The sequence below is a fragment of the Serratia sp. CY44782 genome (assembly GCF_052168715.1).
Classification (GTDB): Bacteria; Pseudomonadota; Gammaproteobacteria; order Enterobacterales; family Enterobacteriaceae; genus Serratia; species Serratia nevei.
This window is the reverse complement of record NZ_JBJNME010000005.1, coordinates 78,378-95,691: the sequence shown is the minus strand read 5'-3', so window position 1 is coordinate 95,691 and position 17,314 is coordinate 78,378. Positions and strand designations below refer to the sequence as shown.

General features: G+C 57.4%; 15 protein-coding genes. 5 read left to right on the top strand and 10 right to left on the bottom strand.

Annotated elements, in window-relative coordinates:
- Positions 1–3: 3 nt before the first annotated feature.
- On the bottom strand, positions 4–660 hold the full coding sequence (locus ACJ8HT_RS10690) for a TfoX/Sxy family DNA transformation protein (protein WP_049200451.1): 657 nt from the start codon (positions 658–660) through the stop codon (positions 4–6).
- A gap of 229 nt (positions 661–889) precedes the next feature.
- Here ACJ8HT_RS10690 and sulA point away from each other — a divergent pair, with 229 nt between their 5' ends.
- Positions 890–1,396, top strand: a complete 507-nt coding sequence (gene sulA / locus ACJ8HT_RS10685) for an SOS-induced cell division inhibitor SulA (protein ID WP_049200449.1) — start codon at positions 890–892, stop codon at positions 1,394–1,396.
- 357 nt (positions 1,397–1,753) lie between these two features.
- Positions 1,754–2,833: a porin OmpA gene (gene ompA, locus ACJ8HT_RS10680; RefSeq protein WP_025159667.1), complete on the top strand. Its 1,080-nt coding sequence runs from the start codon at positions 1,754–1,756 to the stop codon at positions 2,831–2,833.
- Between the two features lie 101 nt (positions 2,834–2,934).
- Here ompA and matP read toward each other — a convergent pair whose 3' ends face one another.
- On the bottom strand, positions 2,935–3,393 hold the full coding sequence (gene matP / locus ACJ8HT_RS10675) for a macrodomain Ter protein MatP (RefSeq protein ID WP_004928138.1): 459 nt from the start codon (positions 3,391–3,393) through the stop codon (positions 2,935–2,937).
- Positions 3,394–3,603: 210 nt separating this feature from the next.
- Between matP and ACJ8HT_RS10670 the strand changes: the two genes are divergently transcribed.
- On the top strand, positions 3,604–5,352 hold the full coding sequence (locus ACJ8HT_RS10670; protein WP_197652036.1) for an AAA family ATPase: 1,749 nt from the start codon (positions 3,604–3,606) through the stop codon (positions 5,350–5,352).
- A gap of 68 nt (positions 5,353–5,420) precedes the next feature.
- The gene (gene fabA, locus ACJ8HT_RS10665) at positions 5,421–5,939 is read left to right on the top strand and encodes a bifunctional 3-hydroxydecanoyl-ACP dehydratase/trans-2-decenoyl-ACP isomerase (RefSeq protein WP_049200448.1); all 519 of its coding nucleotides are present in this window, start codon (positions 5,421–5,423) and stop codon (positions 5,937–5,939) included.
- Positions 5,940–6,256: 317 nt separating this feature from the next.
- Here the strand turns inward: fabA and rmf are convergent, their stop codons facing one another.
- From rmf to rlmKL, 6 genes are all read right to left on the bottom strand, one after another.
- Positions 6,257–6,427 (bottom strand): ribosome modulation factor, encoded by a 171-nt coding sequence (gene rmf / locus ACJ8HT_RS10660; protein WP_004928150.1) that lies wholly within the window; start codon positions 6,425–6,427, stop codon positions 6,257–6,259.
- Positions 6,428–6,697: 270 nt separating this feature from the next.
- Positions 6,698–7,258, bottom strand: a complete 561-nt coding sequence (gene pqiC, locus ACJ8HT_RS10655; protein WP_049272921.1) for a membrane integrity-associated transporter subunit PqiC — start codon at positions 7,256–7,258, stop codon at positions 6,698–6,700.
- Positions 7,255–8,901 carry an intermembrane transport protein PqiB gene (gene pqiB / locus ACJ8HT_RS10650; protein WP_049272923.1) on the bottom strand — a complete coding sequence of 549 codons (1,647 nt, stop codon included), beginning with the start codon at positions 8,899–8,901 and terminating at the stop codon, positions 7,255–7,257. Before pqiB ends, pqiC begins: the two co-directional genes overlap by 4 nt.
- Positions 8,888–10,204 (bottom strand): membrane integrity-associated transporter subunit PqiA, encoded by a 1,317-nt coding sequence (pqiA, locus tag ACJ8HT_RS10645; RefSeq protein ID WP_197652037.1) that lies wholly within the window; start codon positions 10,202–10,204, stop codon positions 8,888–8,890. The genes pqiB and pqiA overlap by 14 nt, the downstream gene beginning before the upstream one ends.
- 73 nt (positions 10,205–10,277) lie before the next feature.
- Positions 10,278–12,182: an ABC transporter ATP-binding protein gene (locus ACJ8HT_RS10640; protein ID WP_197652038.1), complete on the bottom strand. Its 1,905-nt coding sequence runs from the start codon at positions 12,180–12,182 to the stop codon at positions 10,278–10,280.
- 5 nt (positions 12,183–12,187) lie between these two features.
- Complete coding sequence (gene rlmKL / locus ACJ8HT_RS10635; protein WP_087762369.1) at positions 12,188–14,314, bottom strand: bifunctional 23S rRNA (guanine(2069)-N(7))-methyltransferase RlmK/23S rRNA (guanine(2445)-N(2))-methyltransferase RlmL; 2,127 nt, start codon at positions 14,312–14,314, stop codon at positions 12,188–12,190.
- A 103-nt stretch (positions 14,315–14,417) separates the two neighbouring features.
- Between rlmKL and ACJ8HT_RS10630 the strand changes: the two genes are divergently transcribed.
- Positions 14,418–15,521 (top strand): YcbX family protein, encoded by a 1,104-nt coding sequence (locus ACJ8HT_RS10630; protein ID WP_197652039.1) that lies wholly within the window; start codon positions 14,418–14,420, stop codon positions 15,519–15,521.
- Between the two features lie 6 nt (positions 15,522–15,527).
- On the opposite strand, the gene ACJ8HT_RS10625 is transcribed toward ACJ8HT_RS10630, so the two are convergent.
- Complete coding sequence (locus ACJ8HT_RS10625; protein WP_004928171.1) at positions 15,528–16,076, bottom strand: cell division protein ZapC; 549 nt, start codon at positions 16,074–16,076, stop codon at positions 15,528–15,530.
- Positions 16,077–16,252: 176 nt separating this feature from the next.
- On the bottom strand, positions 16,253–17,263 hold the full coding sequence (pyrD, locus tag ACJ8HT_RS10620) for a quinone-dependent dihydroorotate dehydrogenase (protein WP_197652040.1): 1,011 nt from the start codon (positions 17,261–17,263) through the stop codon (positions 16,253–16,255).
- Positions 17,264–17,314 lie beyond the last annotated feature (51 nt).

The following is a 17,314-nucleotide window of genomic DNA, read 5'->3' as shown; positions in this document are numbered from 1 at the left end:
TATTCAGGGCCCGCTCGGTGGGCCCTGAATCACCGGCGCATGCCCATGGCGACGCATCGCCATCATATGATCAAACCAACGCACCAGTTCGTTGTACAAGTCGCTCGGCAATGCTGCCTGATGATAACCGGCTATCGCTCCACCCAGCGACAGCAGAACTCGCAATCCCAAATTGGTCTGTTGTTGCAGCAGGCAAAGATAGCTGCGTTTCGCACCGTGCAGCCGCAGATCATAGGCGTTGCGGATACCCGCTCGCCACAGCAAGCGTTCCATGTTGACATCTATATTTGGTAGCGCCTTCAATCTTCCATGATCGCCGGCCTTGAGCCGCTGCTCCCGGCGCGCTTCCCTGACAGCTTGCCATGCCAGCCCCACCAGCTCATTACGTTCCCGCCACAGAGACTCATCAACCCAGTAATAACGCAAAGTGATGGGCACACCGCGCTTGGAATAAACCATATTGACCATGCCCCGGGCGCGAAAGGCCGGCTCCATGCTCGCCGTAGCCCGTAAATACAGCTCGCCTTCCGCTATCACAGCAAACATCACCCCCTCAGCCAGCAACCCATAGCCACCAAACTGCGACCGCGTGGTGATGGTACCCAACGCGGCGAAGCAATTTTTAGCCTGCGCGATTCTTCTCGTCGACATCCTTTTCATAGCGTTCCTCCTTTTTAGGTTCCGTTCGTATTATTTCTCTCATCAATGAAAAAAGTAACGTGAACAACTAATTAGGAAAATACGCACTATCCGCCTGCATGCCAATCACAAAAAACATCAGTACAAAAAATGATCGCAATTATGCGAGCCGCTACGAAAATTTGGGTTGATCTTATCCTAAACCAGAGGTACTGTATAAACATACAGTAACACGACGGGCGGGAACTTTATGCGTACTCAATCACTCTACCAACCTCATTTCAGCCATGGCTCTTTTACAGCGAATAACGTTGCGAAGAACACGGATGTCGGCAAAGAGAATGGCTTAATCAGTGAACTTGTTTACAACGAGCGCCAGCCCGCAGTGGCTCAACTGCTGTTGCCCCTGCTGCAGCAACTGGGCAAGCAGTCTCGCTGGCTTCTGTGGCTGACGCCGCAGCAAAAGTTAAGCAAGCAATGGCTGCAGCAGTCCGGCCTGCCGGTGGATAAAATGGTGCAGTTGAGCCAAATCAGCCCGGTGAATACGGTTGAGGCAATGGAAAAAGCGCTGCAAACAGGGAACTACAGCGTGGTTCTCGGCTGGTTGCCCGAGCTAACGGAGGAGGATCGTCTAAAATTAAGACGTGCGGCAGAATTGGGTAATGCCTACGGGTTTATCATGCGTCCTCAACGTGACATTGACCCGACTCACGGACACTGTTCCACCCTAAAAATTCACTCTTCTTTGTATCATTAAGTAAATTTAGGATTTTTCCCATCATTTTCGCACCCCGTAGAGGGAACCTTTGCGGGATGAGGCACAAAGCTAGTCCGGCCGCGGTTTGCCAAGCAAAAACGCCCGATGAATCGCCGTTTTTTTAGGCTAAGAATGTTAGCAAATATGTACAATTCCGCGTTTTTTTTTAGAGCCTTATCACATCACACTTGTAACTTTCGCGCCACGTTGTAGACTTTACATCGCCAAGGTTGCTCTATAACGTCAGAAAAACTGGCGAGTAACAAACGAGGGCTTAAACCTTGGCGAAGGAATTTAACCAAGGGCTTAAAACAGCTTTAAAGCTCATTGCCTATTTGGATGATAACGAGGCGCAAAATGAAAAAGACAGCTATCGCATTAGCAGTGGCACTGGCAGGTTTCGCTACCGTAGCGCAAGCCGCTCCAAAAGATAACACCTGGTACACCGGTGCTAAACTGGGCTGGTCCCAGTACCACGACACTGGTTTCTACGGTAACGGTTACCAGAACGGTATCGGCAACGGCCCAACCCACAAAGATCAGCTGGGTGCCGGCGCGTTCCTGGGCTACCAGGCAAACCAATACCTGGGCTTCGAACTGGGCTATGACTGGCTCGGCCGTATGCCTTACAAAGGCAGCGTGAACAACGGTGCTTTCAAAGCGCAGGGCGTTCAACTGGCCGCTAAACTGAGCTACCCAATTGCTGACGATCTGGACATCTACACTCGTCTGGGTGGTATGGTATGGCGTGCAGACTCCAAAGCTAACTACGGCAACGGCACTCGCCTGAGCGACCACGACACCGGCGTTTCTCCGCTGGCTGCTGTTGGTGTTGAATACGCACTGACCAAAAACTGGGCTACCCGCCTGGACTACCAGTTCGTAAGCAACATCGGTGACGCAGGTACCGTTGGCGCACGTCCAGACAACACCATGCTGAGCCTGGGCGTTTCTTACCGCTTCGGTCAGGATGACGTAGTTGCTCCAGTTGCTCCAGCTCCAGCTCCGGCTCCAGTTGTTGAAACCAAGCGTTTCACTCTGAAGTCTGACGTGCTGTTCAACTTCAACAAAGCAACTCTGAAGCCACAAGGTCAGCAGGCTCTGGATCAGCTGTACACCCAGCTGAGCTCCATGGATCCTAAAGACGGTTCCGTAGTTGTTCTGGGTTACACCGACGCCGTTGGTTCTGCTCAGTACAACCAGAAACTGTCTGAAAAACGCGCACAAAGCGTTGTTGACTACCTGGTCTCCAAAGGCATCCCGTCAGACAAAATCTCTGCACGTGGCATGGGCAAAGCTGATCCAGTTACAGGCAACACCTGTGGCTACAAAGCTGGCCGCGCTACCAAAGCTCAGATCGACTGCCTGGCACCAGATCGTCGCGTAGAGATCGAAGTTAAAGGTATCAAAGACGTTGTAACTCAGCCTCAGGGCTAAGTTTACCCGTCTAATAAAAAACCCCGCATTGCGGGGTTTTTTTTCGTCCTGCTGTTATCAGAACATTCAAGGCCTGGCGCAGCGAAGGCACTCTGCCTCGCTTACTTGGGATCCTTGCCGAGAATCGCCTTCAAGTCTTCTTTCAACGATGACATCTGATTCGCATACTTCTCTTTGCGCTCAGCATCTTCGATAAGTTGTACAACGGTTTCCGACAGCGTGACGCCACGACGGCGCGCCAGGGCAGCCAAACGTTGCCAAACCAAAAACTCCAGATCGATAGATTTTTTACGCGTATGCTGGTGTTCTGCGTTAAAATGACGTTTGCGGCGGGCGCGGATCGTTTGCTTCATCCGGTTATCCAACTCCGGATTCATATGAGCAGCAATCCATGCAAGAACCTTTACCGGCTCATTTTCCAGCTTCAGCAGCTCGTTAACCGCCTCCTGAGCAGCGCTGTTTTCAATGTAGCGGGTAATAAGTTCCCCTTCCCGGTGCTTCTTCACCAGGTACTTCCATTTCCAACCGCTCTCCAGATTTTCCAGTTGCTGATATTTCATCTTGAGCTCTTCAGTGACCGCGTAACTTCAAATAAGCATAACAGCTTTGCGCCGAATTTCCCCGGCAATTAAGCCGTCTTTTAGACTGTTTTTTGCACAGTCATCGCGCGATGTCAAACTCCCTGATGCCAACAGGCACTCCGCATGTATCAAGCTGCCGTTATTCTTGTATAATCGCCCTTTCCCTTTTTAACGATTGCATCTAACACTTTGACCAATAACCGACTTGAATGGCAATCTTTATTGCCGGACGTAACGCCTTATCAGGCGATATTTGATACCGCCGCTCAGTTGGCACCCGTGCCCTTTTCCGCCATTCAGCCTCGGCTGGAAAATGCCCTGACGCTATTTTGCCACCCTCAATCGCCACCGCGATTCATGCTGTTGAAAGCGCAAGAAACGCGAGAGTACCTGGAACTGATCGCTCACGCCGTCAAACCGCTACTGACGCAAAACACGGCATGCCGCGGCAGCCACTATGTCATTCAGGGTGGCAAGGTCAGCGTTGAGCCTGCCAGCCGTGGCGATGAACCTTTCGCCGCCGGCAGTGCCTGCCTGTTCCAGGAGTGGATTGAACCGGAGCAGCTGTTTGGCTGCGTGCGGATCCACAATGGCGACATTACCCTGCAGCCGGGCCTAGTGCACCAGGCCAACGGCGGCGTTCTGATCCTGTCGGCCCGAGCGCTGTTGGCTCAGCCGTTGCTATGGCTGCGGCTGAAGCAGATGATCGGCCAGCGTCAGTTCCATTGGGTTTCGCCAGACGAAACCCGCCCGCTGCCGGTAACCATTCCACCGATGCCGCTGGACCTGCGGCTGATAGTGGTCGGCGACCGTCACGGCCTGGCCGACTTCCACGACATCGAGCCGGAACTGAGCGAACAAGCGGTCTACGGCGAATACGAAGACGATCTGCAGCTGACTGAAGTCGATGATATGGCGCAGTGGTGCGGCTACGTCAATGGCGTGATTGCCGACCAGCAGTTGCCGACGTTGGCGGCTGATGCCTGGGCGCCGTTGATCGTCCAGGCTGTGCGTCACACTGGCGATCAGGGCATCCTGCCACTCTCACCGGTTTGGCTTGGCCAGCAGCTGTCCGAAGCCGCACTGTATGCCGAAGAGGAGCGCATTACCGCCAAAGCGTTTGAAGCGGCGTTGAATGCCCGCGAATGGCGTGAAAGCTATCTGGCCGAGCGCATGCAGGATGAGATTGAGCTGGGCCAGATCCTGATTGAGACCGAGGGCGAAGTGGTCGGGCAGATCAACGGTCTGTCAGTCCTGGATTATCCCGGCCATCCGCGCAGCTTCGGTGAACCGTCGCGCATCAGTTGCGTCGTGCATCTCGGCGACGGCGAGTTTACCGACGTCGAGCGCAAAGCCGAACTGGGCGGCAACCTGCATGCTAAAGGCATGATGATCATGCAGGCGTTCCTGATCGCCGAGCTGGACCTGGATCAGCAGCTGCCCTTCTCCGCCTCCATCGTCTTTGAACAATCTTACGGTGAAGTGGACGGCGACAGCGCTTCGCTGGCTGAGCTATGCGCCTTGGTCAGCGCTCTGTCGCAGCAACCGATCACACAACAGATTGCCGTCACCGGCTCCGTCGACCAATTCGGCAACGTACAGCCGATAGGCGGCGTTAACGAAAAGGTCGAAGGTTTCTTCGAAGTTTGTTTACGCCGCGGCCTGACGGGCAAACAGGGCGTCGTATTGCCCGTGACCAACGTGCGCCACCTGTGCCTGCGTCAAGATGTCGTCGACGCGGTACGCGAGGGGCAATTCCATCTGTGGGCGGTAGAGAGCGCGGCGGAAGCCTTGCCTTTGCTTACAGGTTGCCTCTACTCTGATGAACAACAGCCGAATTTGTTGGCGGCCATTCAGGAACGGATTGCGCAGGTGAGCCTGCAGGAACGCCGTCGCCCATGGCCGCTGCGCTGGCTCAACTGGTTCAACCACGGCTGATCGGACTTGTTCAGCGTACACGTGTTAGCTAATCTGCGTCCTTCATTAAAATAAGGCTTACTGAGAACATGGTAGATAAACGCGATTCCTATACAAAAGAAGACCTCGAAGCATCCGGCCGTGGCGAGCTGTTTGGCGCCGGTGGCCCACCGTTGCCGGCAGGTAACATGTTGATGATGGACCGCGTGGTCAAAATGAGCGAAGACGGCGGGACTCACAACAAAGGTTATGTGGAAGCGGAGCTGGATATTAATCCTGACCTATGGTTCTTCGGTTGCCACTTTATCGGCGATCCAGTCATGCCGGGCTGCCTGGGCCTGGATGCGATGTGGCAGTTGGTCGGTTTCTATCTCGGTTGGCTGGGTGGCGAAGGCAAAGGCCGCGCGCTGGGCGTCGGTGAAGTCAAGTTTACCGGCCAGGTGCTGCCAACCGCGAAGAAGGTGACTTACCGCATTAACTTCAAGCGCGTTATCACCCGTAAGCTGATCATGGGCGTCGCCGATGGCGAAGTGCTGGTTGACGGCGAAGTGATCTATACTGCCACCGATCTGAAAGTGGGCCTGTTCAAGGATACCGCAGCGTTCTAATCACGCTGACGAGAAGGCGGCCACCGCCTTCTTTCCCAACGATCGCGCATGCCGTCACGTCTCTCGTGGCGGCATTTCTTTTATCCCCCAACGCTTTGCACCGCCTCTGCCCTCCCTTTAAGGATCTCCTGTTTACCCGCTTCCAGAGCGCCTAAAGCGTGCCCCGTCGATACGAATCACGCTTTCTCGCTCCTCGTCAGGCCAGCGCGAAGCAATAACCCCACTGAGAACGCCCTGGGTGATGCCACCTCAGAGGCCACAAACAAAAACCTCCGCCAAAGGGCGGAGGTTATTCCTTTTATTTGACAGGGAGCCGCTTAAGCGGTCACAGCCCTGTCTTCCATGGCTTCTCGCCAACCTCCCAGCCATTGAGACCGGGCGTCCACCGATGATTGGTAGGGACAATGTTCCCTGGAACGCCCTAAAATACCTGCCTGATACCCTCTCGAATGCGCCCTTTCCAGACGATCGCGTTTCTGTCTCTTCATGCCTCGTTTCCCTCATTTTGGTCTGGTGGAAAGAAAACAATGGCTGCTTTTTGCGCAGCCACGAGTTATCAATAGCGCTAAAAGAAGAGAAGATCAATGCGCAAAATTCACGCCAATGTCATATTTGTGAGCTACGCCCGAGGAAAGTGCTAAGTGGCTGATCTGCCGGGAAAGGGTTTAACTTTTTGAAATGAAAAAGAAATCCCTGCCAGGGAGAAAAAAAGACTTTTCACGCTGACAGGGATTAGACGATTTTAGACCAAATTATGACTAAATGCCGCCCATCTGTGCTGCGATAGCCTGGGCTTCCTGCTGCCAGCCCTGCGCCAGCGTGCGCACCAGGGCATCATAGCCGTCCTCACCCTGTTTCAACTCCAGGCTGAAAGGCCGTTTGATCAAGCGCCCCTGGCGGTTCAGCACCCACTCGCCGCGAACGATGGCCTTGCCGTCAAAGCGGCCATGGAAACCGCTGATGGTCACGTTCAGCACATCCTGATCGCTGCTCATCGGTTGCGAAGAAACCACCCAGCCTGGCAGCGCGCTGCTCAGGTTGGTGACCAGCGTTTGCTGCAGCTGTTGGTCGAGCGGGCTGGCCCATAGGTTGTTCTGGGCTATCACATACTGTACGTCGTTGGTTTGATACACCACGCCGCTCTGCGCCAGATAATCCGCCACGCTCACGTGTTCCAGCCACAGCTGGCGCGTGGAAGCGCCGCTGCTGCTGGCCGCGGCCGGCGCACCCAGCGCCGGCAACTGGTAGTAGGTCTTCTGTGGCGAACTGCTGCAGGCGCTGAGCAACAACGCCAGGGCTACCGGGATCCATTTCATCATTTCGTGGCCTTCTTCGGCTGAGGGTCAGTGCTGCCGGCGGCTTCAAACACCAGCGCGTTGCTCTTCTCATTCAGGGTGCGCAGCACCGGTTGCAGCTCACGCAACACCTGGTCGAGGCGCTGCATATCGCCCACCATCTTGTTGTAAGCCGGTGAACCAGGCTGGAACCCTTTCATGCTGCGGTTCAGCTCCAGCAGCGTTTTCTGCATGTCCTGCGGCAGCGCCTGCATCTCTTTGCTGGCGATGATGTCGTTCAGCGACTTCATGGTCTGCTGCGTCGACTTCATGGTTTTCTGACTTTCCGCCAGCGTCTTGGTCGCTTCGTTGATCATCGGATTGATCGGCATCGCGTTGATCTTGTCCAGCGTCTGCATCAGTTTCTGCTGGATCTGCGCCAGCCCGCCGCTGGTGGTCGGCATCAGCGGATAACCGAACAGCTCGCGCGGCCCTTTCCACGGTTTCTCCTGCGGATAGAAGTCGAGATCGATATACAGCGAACCGGTCAGCAGGTTGGCGGATTTCATTGAAGCGCGCATGCCGCGGGATTCCGCGTCTTTCAAGTGCCCTTCGATATCGAAATTACCGCCCAGCTGTTTCTGGAAGCGATCCGGCTCGATGCGGATCAGCACCGGAATGCGGTAGTCGTTATCCAGGCGTTGCGCCATGCCCTCTTTATAGAATGGCACCTGAGCCACCGTGCCCAGGCGGATGCCGCGGAACTCGACCGGGGCACCCGGCTGCAGGCCGCGTACCGAATCGGAGAAGAACAGCAGGTAATCCTTATGCACGGTATACAGCGAATCTTGCGTGCTGCGCTGGTTGTCGAACAGCTGGTACTCCGCCTTCTCTTTCGCCTGTTCGCCGCGATCCCAGCCGTCCGGCACGTCGAAACTGACGCCGCCGCTGAACAGCGTGGTCAACGAGCCCATCTCCACCCGCATGCCCTGCGCCGACATGTCAAACGCCACGCCGCTGTCTTTCCAGAAGCGCACGTTGGTGGTGACCAACTGATCGTAAGGCGCGGTGATGAACAGCTGATAGCGCATGGCGCGTTCTTTAGGATCGAAGTAGCTGGTTTCCACCGACCCGACGCGATAGCCGCGGAACAGCACCGGGTCGCCGGCGTTGAGCTGGCCCGATTTCTCGCTGTCCAGCACGATGCGCAGCCCCTTGGCGTCCGGGGAGGCCAGCGGCGGCGCGTCGAGCAGCTGATAGTTGTCTTTGCCGTCTTTGCCCTTGCTGCCCGGCTGCAGTTCGATATAGGCGCCGGACAGCAGCGTGCCCAGCCCGGAGACGCCTTCACGGCCGATCTGCGGCTTCACCACCCAGAAGGCGGAGTCCTGACGCAGCAATTTCTCCATGCCGGAATTGAGACGCGCCTGCACCATCACCTTGCTCAGATCATCGCTCAGCGTGACGGTTTCCACCACGCCGACGTCCACGCTGCGGCTTTTGATTTTGGTTTTACCCGCTTCCAGCCCTTCCGCCGTCGTGGTGACCAGCGTCACCACCGGCCCCTGATGGCTGAAGTGGTAAAACAGGATCCAGGCGCCGATCAGCGCGGTCACGATGGGAATGATCCACACCGGCGACCAGCGTTTGATCTTCTCAACGTCTGCGACGCTATGATTATTTTCCGTCACCTTGCGGCTCCTTGTTGATTGTTTCACTTGCGCGATCCCAGGTCAGCCGGGGATCAAATGTCATGGCGGCGAACATGGTGAGGATCACCACCAGCGCGAACAGCACAGCGCCCGTCGCAGGATAAATGCTCATCAACTGCCCCATTCGCACCAGCGCCGACAATACGGCGATCACAAACACGTCGATCATTGACCAGCGGCCAACGAACTCGACCACTTCATAAATCAGGTGCATGCGTTCGCTGTCGGCACGCGGTTTCTTCCTGCCGTTGGCATCCCAGCACAGCCAACCGATCGCCAGCATTTTCAGCGACGGCACCATGATACTGGCGATGAAAATCACCATCGCCACCGGATAAGAGCCGTCCCCCCACAGCAGGATCACCCCTGCCATGATGGTGGAATTCATCTTGTTGCCCAGCGCCTCGGTCACCATGATCGGCATCAGGTTAGCCGGAATATACAGCATGACAGAGGTTACCAGCAGCGCCAGCGTCCACTGCAGGCTGTGACGGCGGCGCACGTAGCCCTTGGTGTGGCAGCGCGGGCAGCTCACCTGATTGGCCGGCAGGATCGCCGTGCAGCAGGCGCAGGAACGCACGCCCTGACGCATGCCGGTGCGCCCCACCGTCAGCGGGCGATCGATACGCGGCGCCGGTTCGATGTCCTGCCACAGCCAGCGCCGATCCACGCACTGGAAGGCGCGCACCTGCAGCAGGCAGAACAGGCAATAAGGCACGAAGCTGCTGCCGATGCCGATATCGCCGTAGGCCATCAGCTTGACGAAGCTGACCAGCACCCCGGCGAGGAAAATTTCCACCATGCACCAGGTTTTGAACTGGAACAGCACCCGGGCCATCCACGCTTTGAGCCCGAGCGGCAAGCGCACTTTGGCGCACAGCAGGATGATCGCCACCATGCAAAATGCCGGGATCAGCTGCACGAACACCATAAACAAGGTGGCCATACTGGCGTAATCTTCCGCCACCATGACCTCCGGAATTTGAATCAGCCGGATTTCGTTGCCGAGACCGGCGACGCGCATGTTGATAAACGGGAAAATGTTGGCCAGCACCAGCATGAATAAGGCACTGAGCGCGTAACCGATCGGCCGCTTGCGCGGTTCGTCCCAGCGGGCGCTGAGCGTGGTTTTGCAACGCGGGCATACCGCTTTGCTGCCATAGGCCAGCGGCGGTAGCGCCACCAGCATGTCGCACTGCGGGCACAGCATCAGGTTATCCTGGTGCTCCGCCGAAGGTACGGAATGACTATGCTGCTGATGATTGTTGTGGGAACACACCATATTCCTCCTCAATAACGTTGCTCACCGGCACGTCGATACCGCCCGCAGCAGCGCGCGGGCGGTATCGCAACGGTCAGCCGTTTTTCATCGCTTCCAGCTCTTCCCAACGGGCGAAGGCCTGCTCGAGCGCCTGCTCGGCGTTAGCCAGCGCCGTCAGCACTTCTTGCGTTTCGCTGTGCGGCCGCGTGAAGAAGTCGGCATCGCTCATCTGCGCCTGCAGCGCTTCGATTTCCGCCTCCAGCTGTTCGAGCCGCTGCGGCAACTGTTCCAGCTCGCGCAGCAGGTTGTAACTCAGCTTGGCCGCCGCTTTCTTCGGCTGTTCGGCCTTTTTCTCCGCCGCCGGTTTGCTCGCGCTCGGCGCCGCCTGACGAATCGGTTTCGCCGTGGCCCGCTGATGATGCGCATCGTAATAACCGCCGACGAAGGCGTTGATCACGCCGTTACCTTCAAAGATCCAGCACTCGGTCACCGAGTTGTCGACGAACTGGCGATCGTGGCTGACCAGCAGCACGGTACCCTGATAGCCGTCGATCAGCTCTTCCAGCAGCTCCAGCGTTTCGACGTCGAGATCGTTGGTTGGTTCATCGAGGATCAGCAGATTGCTCGGTTTCAAAAACAGCTTAGCCAACAGCAGACGGTTACGCTCACCGCCCGAGAGTGCCTTCACCGGCGTCATGGCGCGTTTCGGGTGGAACAGGAAGTCCTGCAGGTAGCCCAAGACGTGACGAGGACGGCCGTTGACCATCACTTCCTGCTTGCCTTCCGCCAGGTTGTCCATCACCGTGCGCTCCGGATCGAGATCCGCGCGGTGCTGGTCGAAATAGGCCACTTCCAGCTTGGTGCCGCAGTGCACGCGGCCGCTGTCGGCTTTCAGCTGACCGAGCATCAGTTTCAGCAGCGTGGTTTTGCCACAGCCGTTCGGCCCCACCAACGCAATCTTGTCGCCGCGCTGTACCTGCGCGGAGAAACCGCGCACCAGTACTTTTTCACCGACCTGATAATTGACGTCTTCCAGCTCGAATACGATTTTGCCGGAGCGGGTCGCCTCTTCCACCTGCATCTTGGCGGTGCCCATCACTTCACGGCGCTCTGAACGCTCGACGCGCAGCGCTTTCAGCGCACGCACGCGGCCCTCGTTACGGGTACGGCGCGCTTTGATGCCCTGACGGATCCAGACCTCTTCCTGCGCCAGCTTGCGATCGAACTCGGCGTTTTGCAGCTCTTCCACCCGCAGCGCTTCTTCTTTGCTCTGCAGATACAGATCGTAGTTGCCCGGCCAGGAGACCAGCTTGCCGCGATCCAGATCGATGATGCGCGTCGCCATGTTGCGGATAAACGAACGGTCGTGCGAGATGAAGACGATGCTGCCGTCAAACTCTTTCAGGAAACCTTCCAGCCAGTCGATGGTTTCGATATCCAGGTGGTTGGTCGGTTCGTCGAGCAGCAGCACGCGCGGCGAGCTCACCAGCGCGCGGCCCAGCGCCGCTTTGCGCAGCCAGCCGCCGGACAGCGAGGAAAGCTCGGCGTCGCCGTTCAGCCCCAGCTGCAGCAGCACTTCGCTGATGCGGCTGTCGAGCTGCCAGAGCCCCTGGTGATCGAGTATCTCCATGATTTGCGCCATGCGCGCCAGGTTTTTCTCGCTCGGATCGCTCTCCACCAGGTGGGAAATCGCATGATACGCCTTCAGGTGTTCCGCCTGCTCCGCGACGCCTTCGGCCACGAAGTCGAACACGCTGCCGCCGATATTGCGCGGCGGATCCTGTTGCAGGCGCGCCACGATCAGATCCTGTTCGTAGATCACCCGGCCGTCGTCCAGCGGGATCTCTTTGCCGAGGATCTTCAGCAGCGTGGACTTACCGGCGCCGTTGCGCCCGACCAGACACACGCGCTCGTTGTCTTCGATATGAATTTCGGTGTTGTCTAAAAGCGGCGCATCGCTGAAAGAGAGCCAGGCGCCGGACATGCTGATTAACGACATAGTAATTATTTTCCTTCGCCGGCGTGAGTCACCAGCCAGCAGTTGTGGATCTGACGGTTACGGGCAAAGTCCTGCGACAGCGTCTTGGCGGTGATCTCTTTCGCCTCCAGGCCCAGCGCGCTCAGCCCTGCCATATCCATTTGGAAACCGCGCTTGTTGTTCGAGAACATGATGGTTCCGTTACGGCGCAGCAACCGTTTCAAATCTTTCATCAGCGCCAGATGATCGCGCTGCACGTCAAAAGTGTTCTCCATCCGCTTGGAGTTGGAGAACGTCGGCGGATCGATGAAGATCACGTCGAACTGTTCGTTGGCGTTGCTCAGCCACGACAGGCAGTCGGCCTGGATCAACCGATGCTGACGGCCGGTCAGGCCGTTGGCGCGCAGGTTCTTCTCCGCCCATTCCAGATAGGTACGCGACATGTCCACCGTGGTGGTGCTGCGCGCGCCGCCCAGCCCGGCATGCACGCTGGCGGTGCCGGTATAGGCGAACAGGTTGAGGAAGTCCTTGCCGTTGCTCATCTCGCCCAGCATGCGGCGCGCGATGCGGTGATCGAGGAACAGGCCGGTATCGAGATAGTCGGTCAGGTTGACCCACAGCTTGGCGTTATACTCTTCCACCAGCAGGAATTCGCCTTTCTGCGCCAGTTTCTCGTACTGGTTCTTACCCTTCTGCCGCTCGCGGGTTTTCAGGATCAGCTGATTCGACGGCAGCTCCAGCACCGCCAGCGTCGCATTGATCACATCGAACAGGCGCTGACGCGCTTTCTGCGCATCCACGGTTTTCGGCGGCGCATACTCCTGCACCACCACCTTGCTGCCGTAACGGTCCACCGCGACGTTGTATTCTGGCAGATCGGCGTCGTACAGGCGGTAGCATTCAATGCCCTGCTGTTTCGCCCACTTGTCGAGCTTCTTCAAGTTCTTGCGCAGACGGTTGGCGAAATCCTCCGCCACCTGCACGCCGCCGGTAGTGGCGCCGGCCGGGTTCGCCGCCAGCTGATAGTTTTTCTGCACGCACTCCAGCGGGCCGTTTTTCGCCTTGAACTGGCGCTCGGCGCGCAGCTGCAAGCAGCTCAACAGCTCCGGCGAGGCGCTGAACAGCGAAAGCTGCCAGCCGCCGAAGGCGCTTTTCATCACGCGGCCCAGCATGTTGTGCAGCGCGATCAGCGCCGGTTCGCTTTCCAGACGCTCACCGTACGGCGGGTTGCTGATCACGGTGCCGTGCGGGCCTTCCGGCAGCGGATTGGTCAAGCGCGCCACGTCGCCGACGTTGAAGGTGATCAGCTCGGCGACGCCGGCGCGGCGGGCGTTGCCGCGCGCCATTTCAATCACCCGGCGATCGATGTCGGAGCCGAAGAAGCGAGAGGCGGTTTCCTGCAGGCCACGGCGTGCGCGCACCTGCGCTTCAGTGGTGACTTCACGCCACAGTTCGGCGTTGTGACCGTTCCAGGCGCTGAAGCCCCAGTGTTGGCGGTGCAGGCCCGGCGCACGATCGGCGGCGATCATTGCCGCTTCGATCAAGAGCGTGCCGGAGCCGCACATCGGATCGAGCATCGGCGTGCCCGGCTGCCAGCCGGAACGCAACACGATGGCGGCCGCCAGGTTTTCCTTCAGCGGCGCCTGGCCGGTGAGATCGCGGTAACCGCGCTGATGCAGGCCTTCACCGCTCAGATCGAGCGCCACGCTGGCCATATCGCGCTGCAGAAAGACGTTAACGCGAATATCCGGCTGCTGCTTGGCGACCGTCGGGCGTTGGTCAAGTTTGCGGGTAAAGCTGTCGACGATGGCGTCTTTCACCTTCAGCGCGCCATACTGGCTGTTGCGGATCTCTTCGTTCACGCCGCTGAAATGCACGGCAAAGGTTTTATCCACGCCAAAAATGCTCGGCCAGTCTATCGCCTGCACCCCGAGGTACAGATCCAGATCGCTGTGCACGCGGAATTCGTTCAGCGGCAACAGAATGCGCGAAGCCAGGCGGCTCCACAGCAGGCTTTGGTACAGAAGACGATCGTCACCCTGAAAATGTACCCCACCCTGCACCACTTTGCAGTCGTGAGCGCCAAGCGCTTCCAGCTCGCTTTTTAACAGTTCTTCCAATCCACGCGCCGTGCTGGCAAACAGAGAGTTCATATCGTGCTTATCACCAAAAAGAAAATTGTTGCGCATTATAGCTAATCCGCACCGCTTGTCATAAAGTTGCTCCCTTCTATTTAATAATCGCACGGAGATAAGGGTGATCACGCTTTCCAGACTCTACGTCCATCCGGTTAAATCACTGCGCGGTCTGCAGCTTTCTTACGCCCAGGTCGGCAGCAGCGGTCTGGCCTTCGACCGCAACTTTATGATCACCGAGCCGGATGGCACCTTTATTACCGCGCGCCAACACCCGCAGATGGTGCTGTTCACGCCGGCGCTGCTGCCGGACGGGCTATTCCTGACCGCGCCGGACGGCGAAAGCGCCGCCATTCGCTTCAGCGACTTCGCCGCCGCGCCGCAGCCGACCGAGGTATGGGGCAACCATTTCACCGCGCTGATCGCGCCGGATGAGATCAACCGCTGGCTGAGCGGCTATTTCCAGCGTGACGTGCAGCTGCGCTGGCTGGGGCCGGAGTTGACCCGCCGGGTGAAGAAGCACCCCGAGATCCCACTGACGTTTGCCGACGGCTATCCTTTTCTGCTGATTAACCAGGCTTCGTTCAACGATCTGCAGCAGCGCTGCCCCGGCAGCATCAAACTGGAGCAGTTCCGCCCCAATCTGGTGGTGAGTGGCGCAACCGCCTGGGCCGAGGACGGCTGGCAGGTGATCCGCGTCGGCGACGTCATGTTCGATTTGGTGAAGCCCTGCAGCCGCTGCGTGCTCACCACCGTCAGCACCGAGCGCGGCCGCAAGCACCCGAGCGGCGAACCGCTGAGCACGCTGCAAAAATTCCGTTCCGCCGACAACGGCGACATCGATTTTGGCCAGAATATGATCGCGCGTAACAGCGGCATCATTCGCGTGGGCGATGCGGTGGAAGTGCTGTCGACCAAGCCGCCGCGCCCTTATGGCGCCGGGAAAGTGGTGGAGAGCGTGCAAGCGCCGCAAGACAGCGAGCACAGCGTCACTATCGAATACGAAGGAAAGGTGTTTACCGGCAATAACCAGCAGATCTTGCTCGAGCAGCTGGAACAGCAAGGCATCCGCGTACCTTACTCCTGCCGCGCCGGGATTTGCGGCAGCTGCCGCATTACATTGTTGAGCGGTGAAGTCGCGCCCCTGAAGAAAAGCGCGCTGGGCGACAACGGCACCATCCTGTGCTGCAGCTGCATCCCGAAAAGTGATTTGACCCTGGCGTGATCCGCCTTATACCGCCCTGTCGTAAGCCGGGGCGGCGCTTTCATCCTGCGCGCAGGGTTTCAGCCGATCGTGCATTACCTTGATGGCGTCACCCAATACCATGGTGCGGCCGGCGACCGTCAGCTGATTTTGCGCCAGCAGGCACAGGCTGGCGTTATCCCCGGCCTCTACCACCAGCAGGCGCGCTTCCGCGCCGCTTTCCATCACTTTCACCGCCGCCAGCTCACCGTTTTTCGGCTGCAACGGGTAGTGCTGCTGCGAGAAATGCCAGCTCTTCGGCATCAGCGGTTTCAGGAAGCGATAGGCAACCAGCGCATTCAACACCAGCTCGGCGCGCTGTTCATGGCTGAGCTTGACCTGTTTGCACTGTTCTTCATAGGTGAAATAAAGGGCGGCGTCGTCCACGCAAAAAGCGCATTCATCGAAGGCGTCCGGCGTTAACATTTTGGCCGGGAAACGTGAACGAAAGATCATACCATTAGCTAAATCCAGCATTAGCCGATCGTGTTCGGCATCAAAATACCAACGCCAATTATCGTCAGGTTTTATCTTCATTTCGTATCCTTCTCGCTGCCTATGCCAACGCCGCACTCACCCTAAAAGGCGATTTTATCACCGATAAAATAGCTTAAACATCGGATAATTCCGCGAACGATATTTATGCTAACGAACAAAATATAGACGAGCCGGGGGCAGAAATAAACCCCCGGAATAAAATGAGAGGAAAAATATTAGATATGGGTAACGATATCTTTAATCAAACGCGGGCCGTGATAGATAAATCCAGAATAAATTTGCAGCAGGCTCGCGCCGGCCTCCAATTTTTCTCGCGCCGCCGTCAGCGAATCGATGCCGCCCACGCCGATAATCGGCAGGCGCCCTTGCAGTTCGGTGGAGAGACGACGGATCACTTCGGTGCTGCGTGATTGCAACGGACGCCCGCTCAACCCACCCGCTTGCTCGCAGTAATTCAACCCCTGGATCAATTTTCGATCCAACGTGGTATTGGTGGCAATCACCCCATCGATATTATGCCGCACCAGACTATCGGCAATTTGGATCAATTCTTCTTCAGAAAGATCCGGCGCGATCTTTACCGCCACCGGCACATATTTGTGATGGCGCGCATGTAATTCCTGCTGCTTATTTTTAATCGCGGCCAAAAGATCGTCCAGCGCTTCGCCATACTGTAAGGATCGTAACCCCGGCGTATTCGGTGAAGAGATGTTAATCGCGATATAACCGGCATACGGATAAACTTTATCCATGCAGATCAAATAATCGTCTTTACCCTGTTCGACCGGAGTGTCTTTATTCTTGCCGATATTGATCCCAAGAATGCCGCCGAAATGGGATTTCTTAACGTTTTCAACCAGATTGTCCACGCCATGGTTATTGAACCCCATGCGGTTGATCAGGCCTTCCGCCTCAACCACGCGGAACAAACGCGGCTTGTCGTTGCCTGGCTGCGGGCGCGGCGTCACGGTGCCAACTTCCACATGGCCGAAGCCCATCGCGCCGAACGCATCGATGCATTCGCCGTTTTTATCCAGACCGGCGGCCAATCCCAGCGGGTTTTTAAACGACAGCCCCATGCAGCTAACCGGTTTGGTCGGCACGGACTGACGGACAAGAAACGCTAATGGGGTGCCGGTAATACGGCTGAGCTGACGAAAGGTCACTTCGTGCGCTCGCTCGGGATCGAGCTGGAACAACGCTTTCCTGATGAGGGGGTAGTACATGGACTCTCCTGATTTCCCGGTTGCAAACCGGGGGCGTATTATCCGGTATCC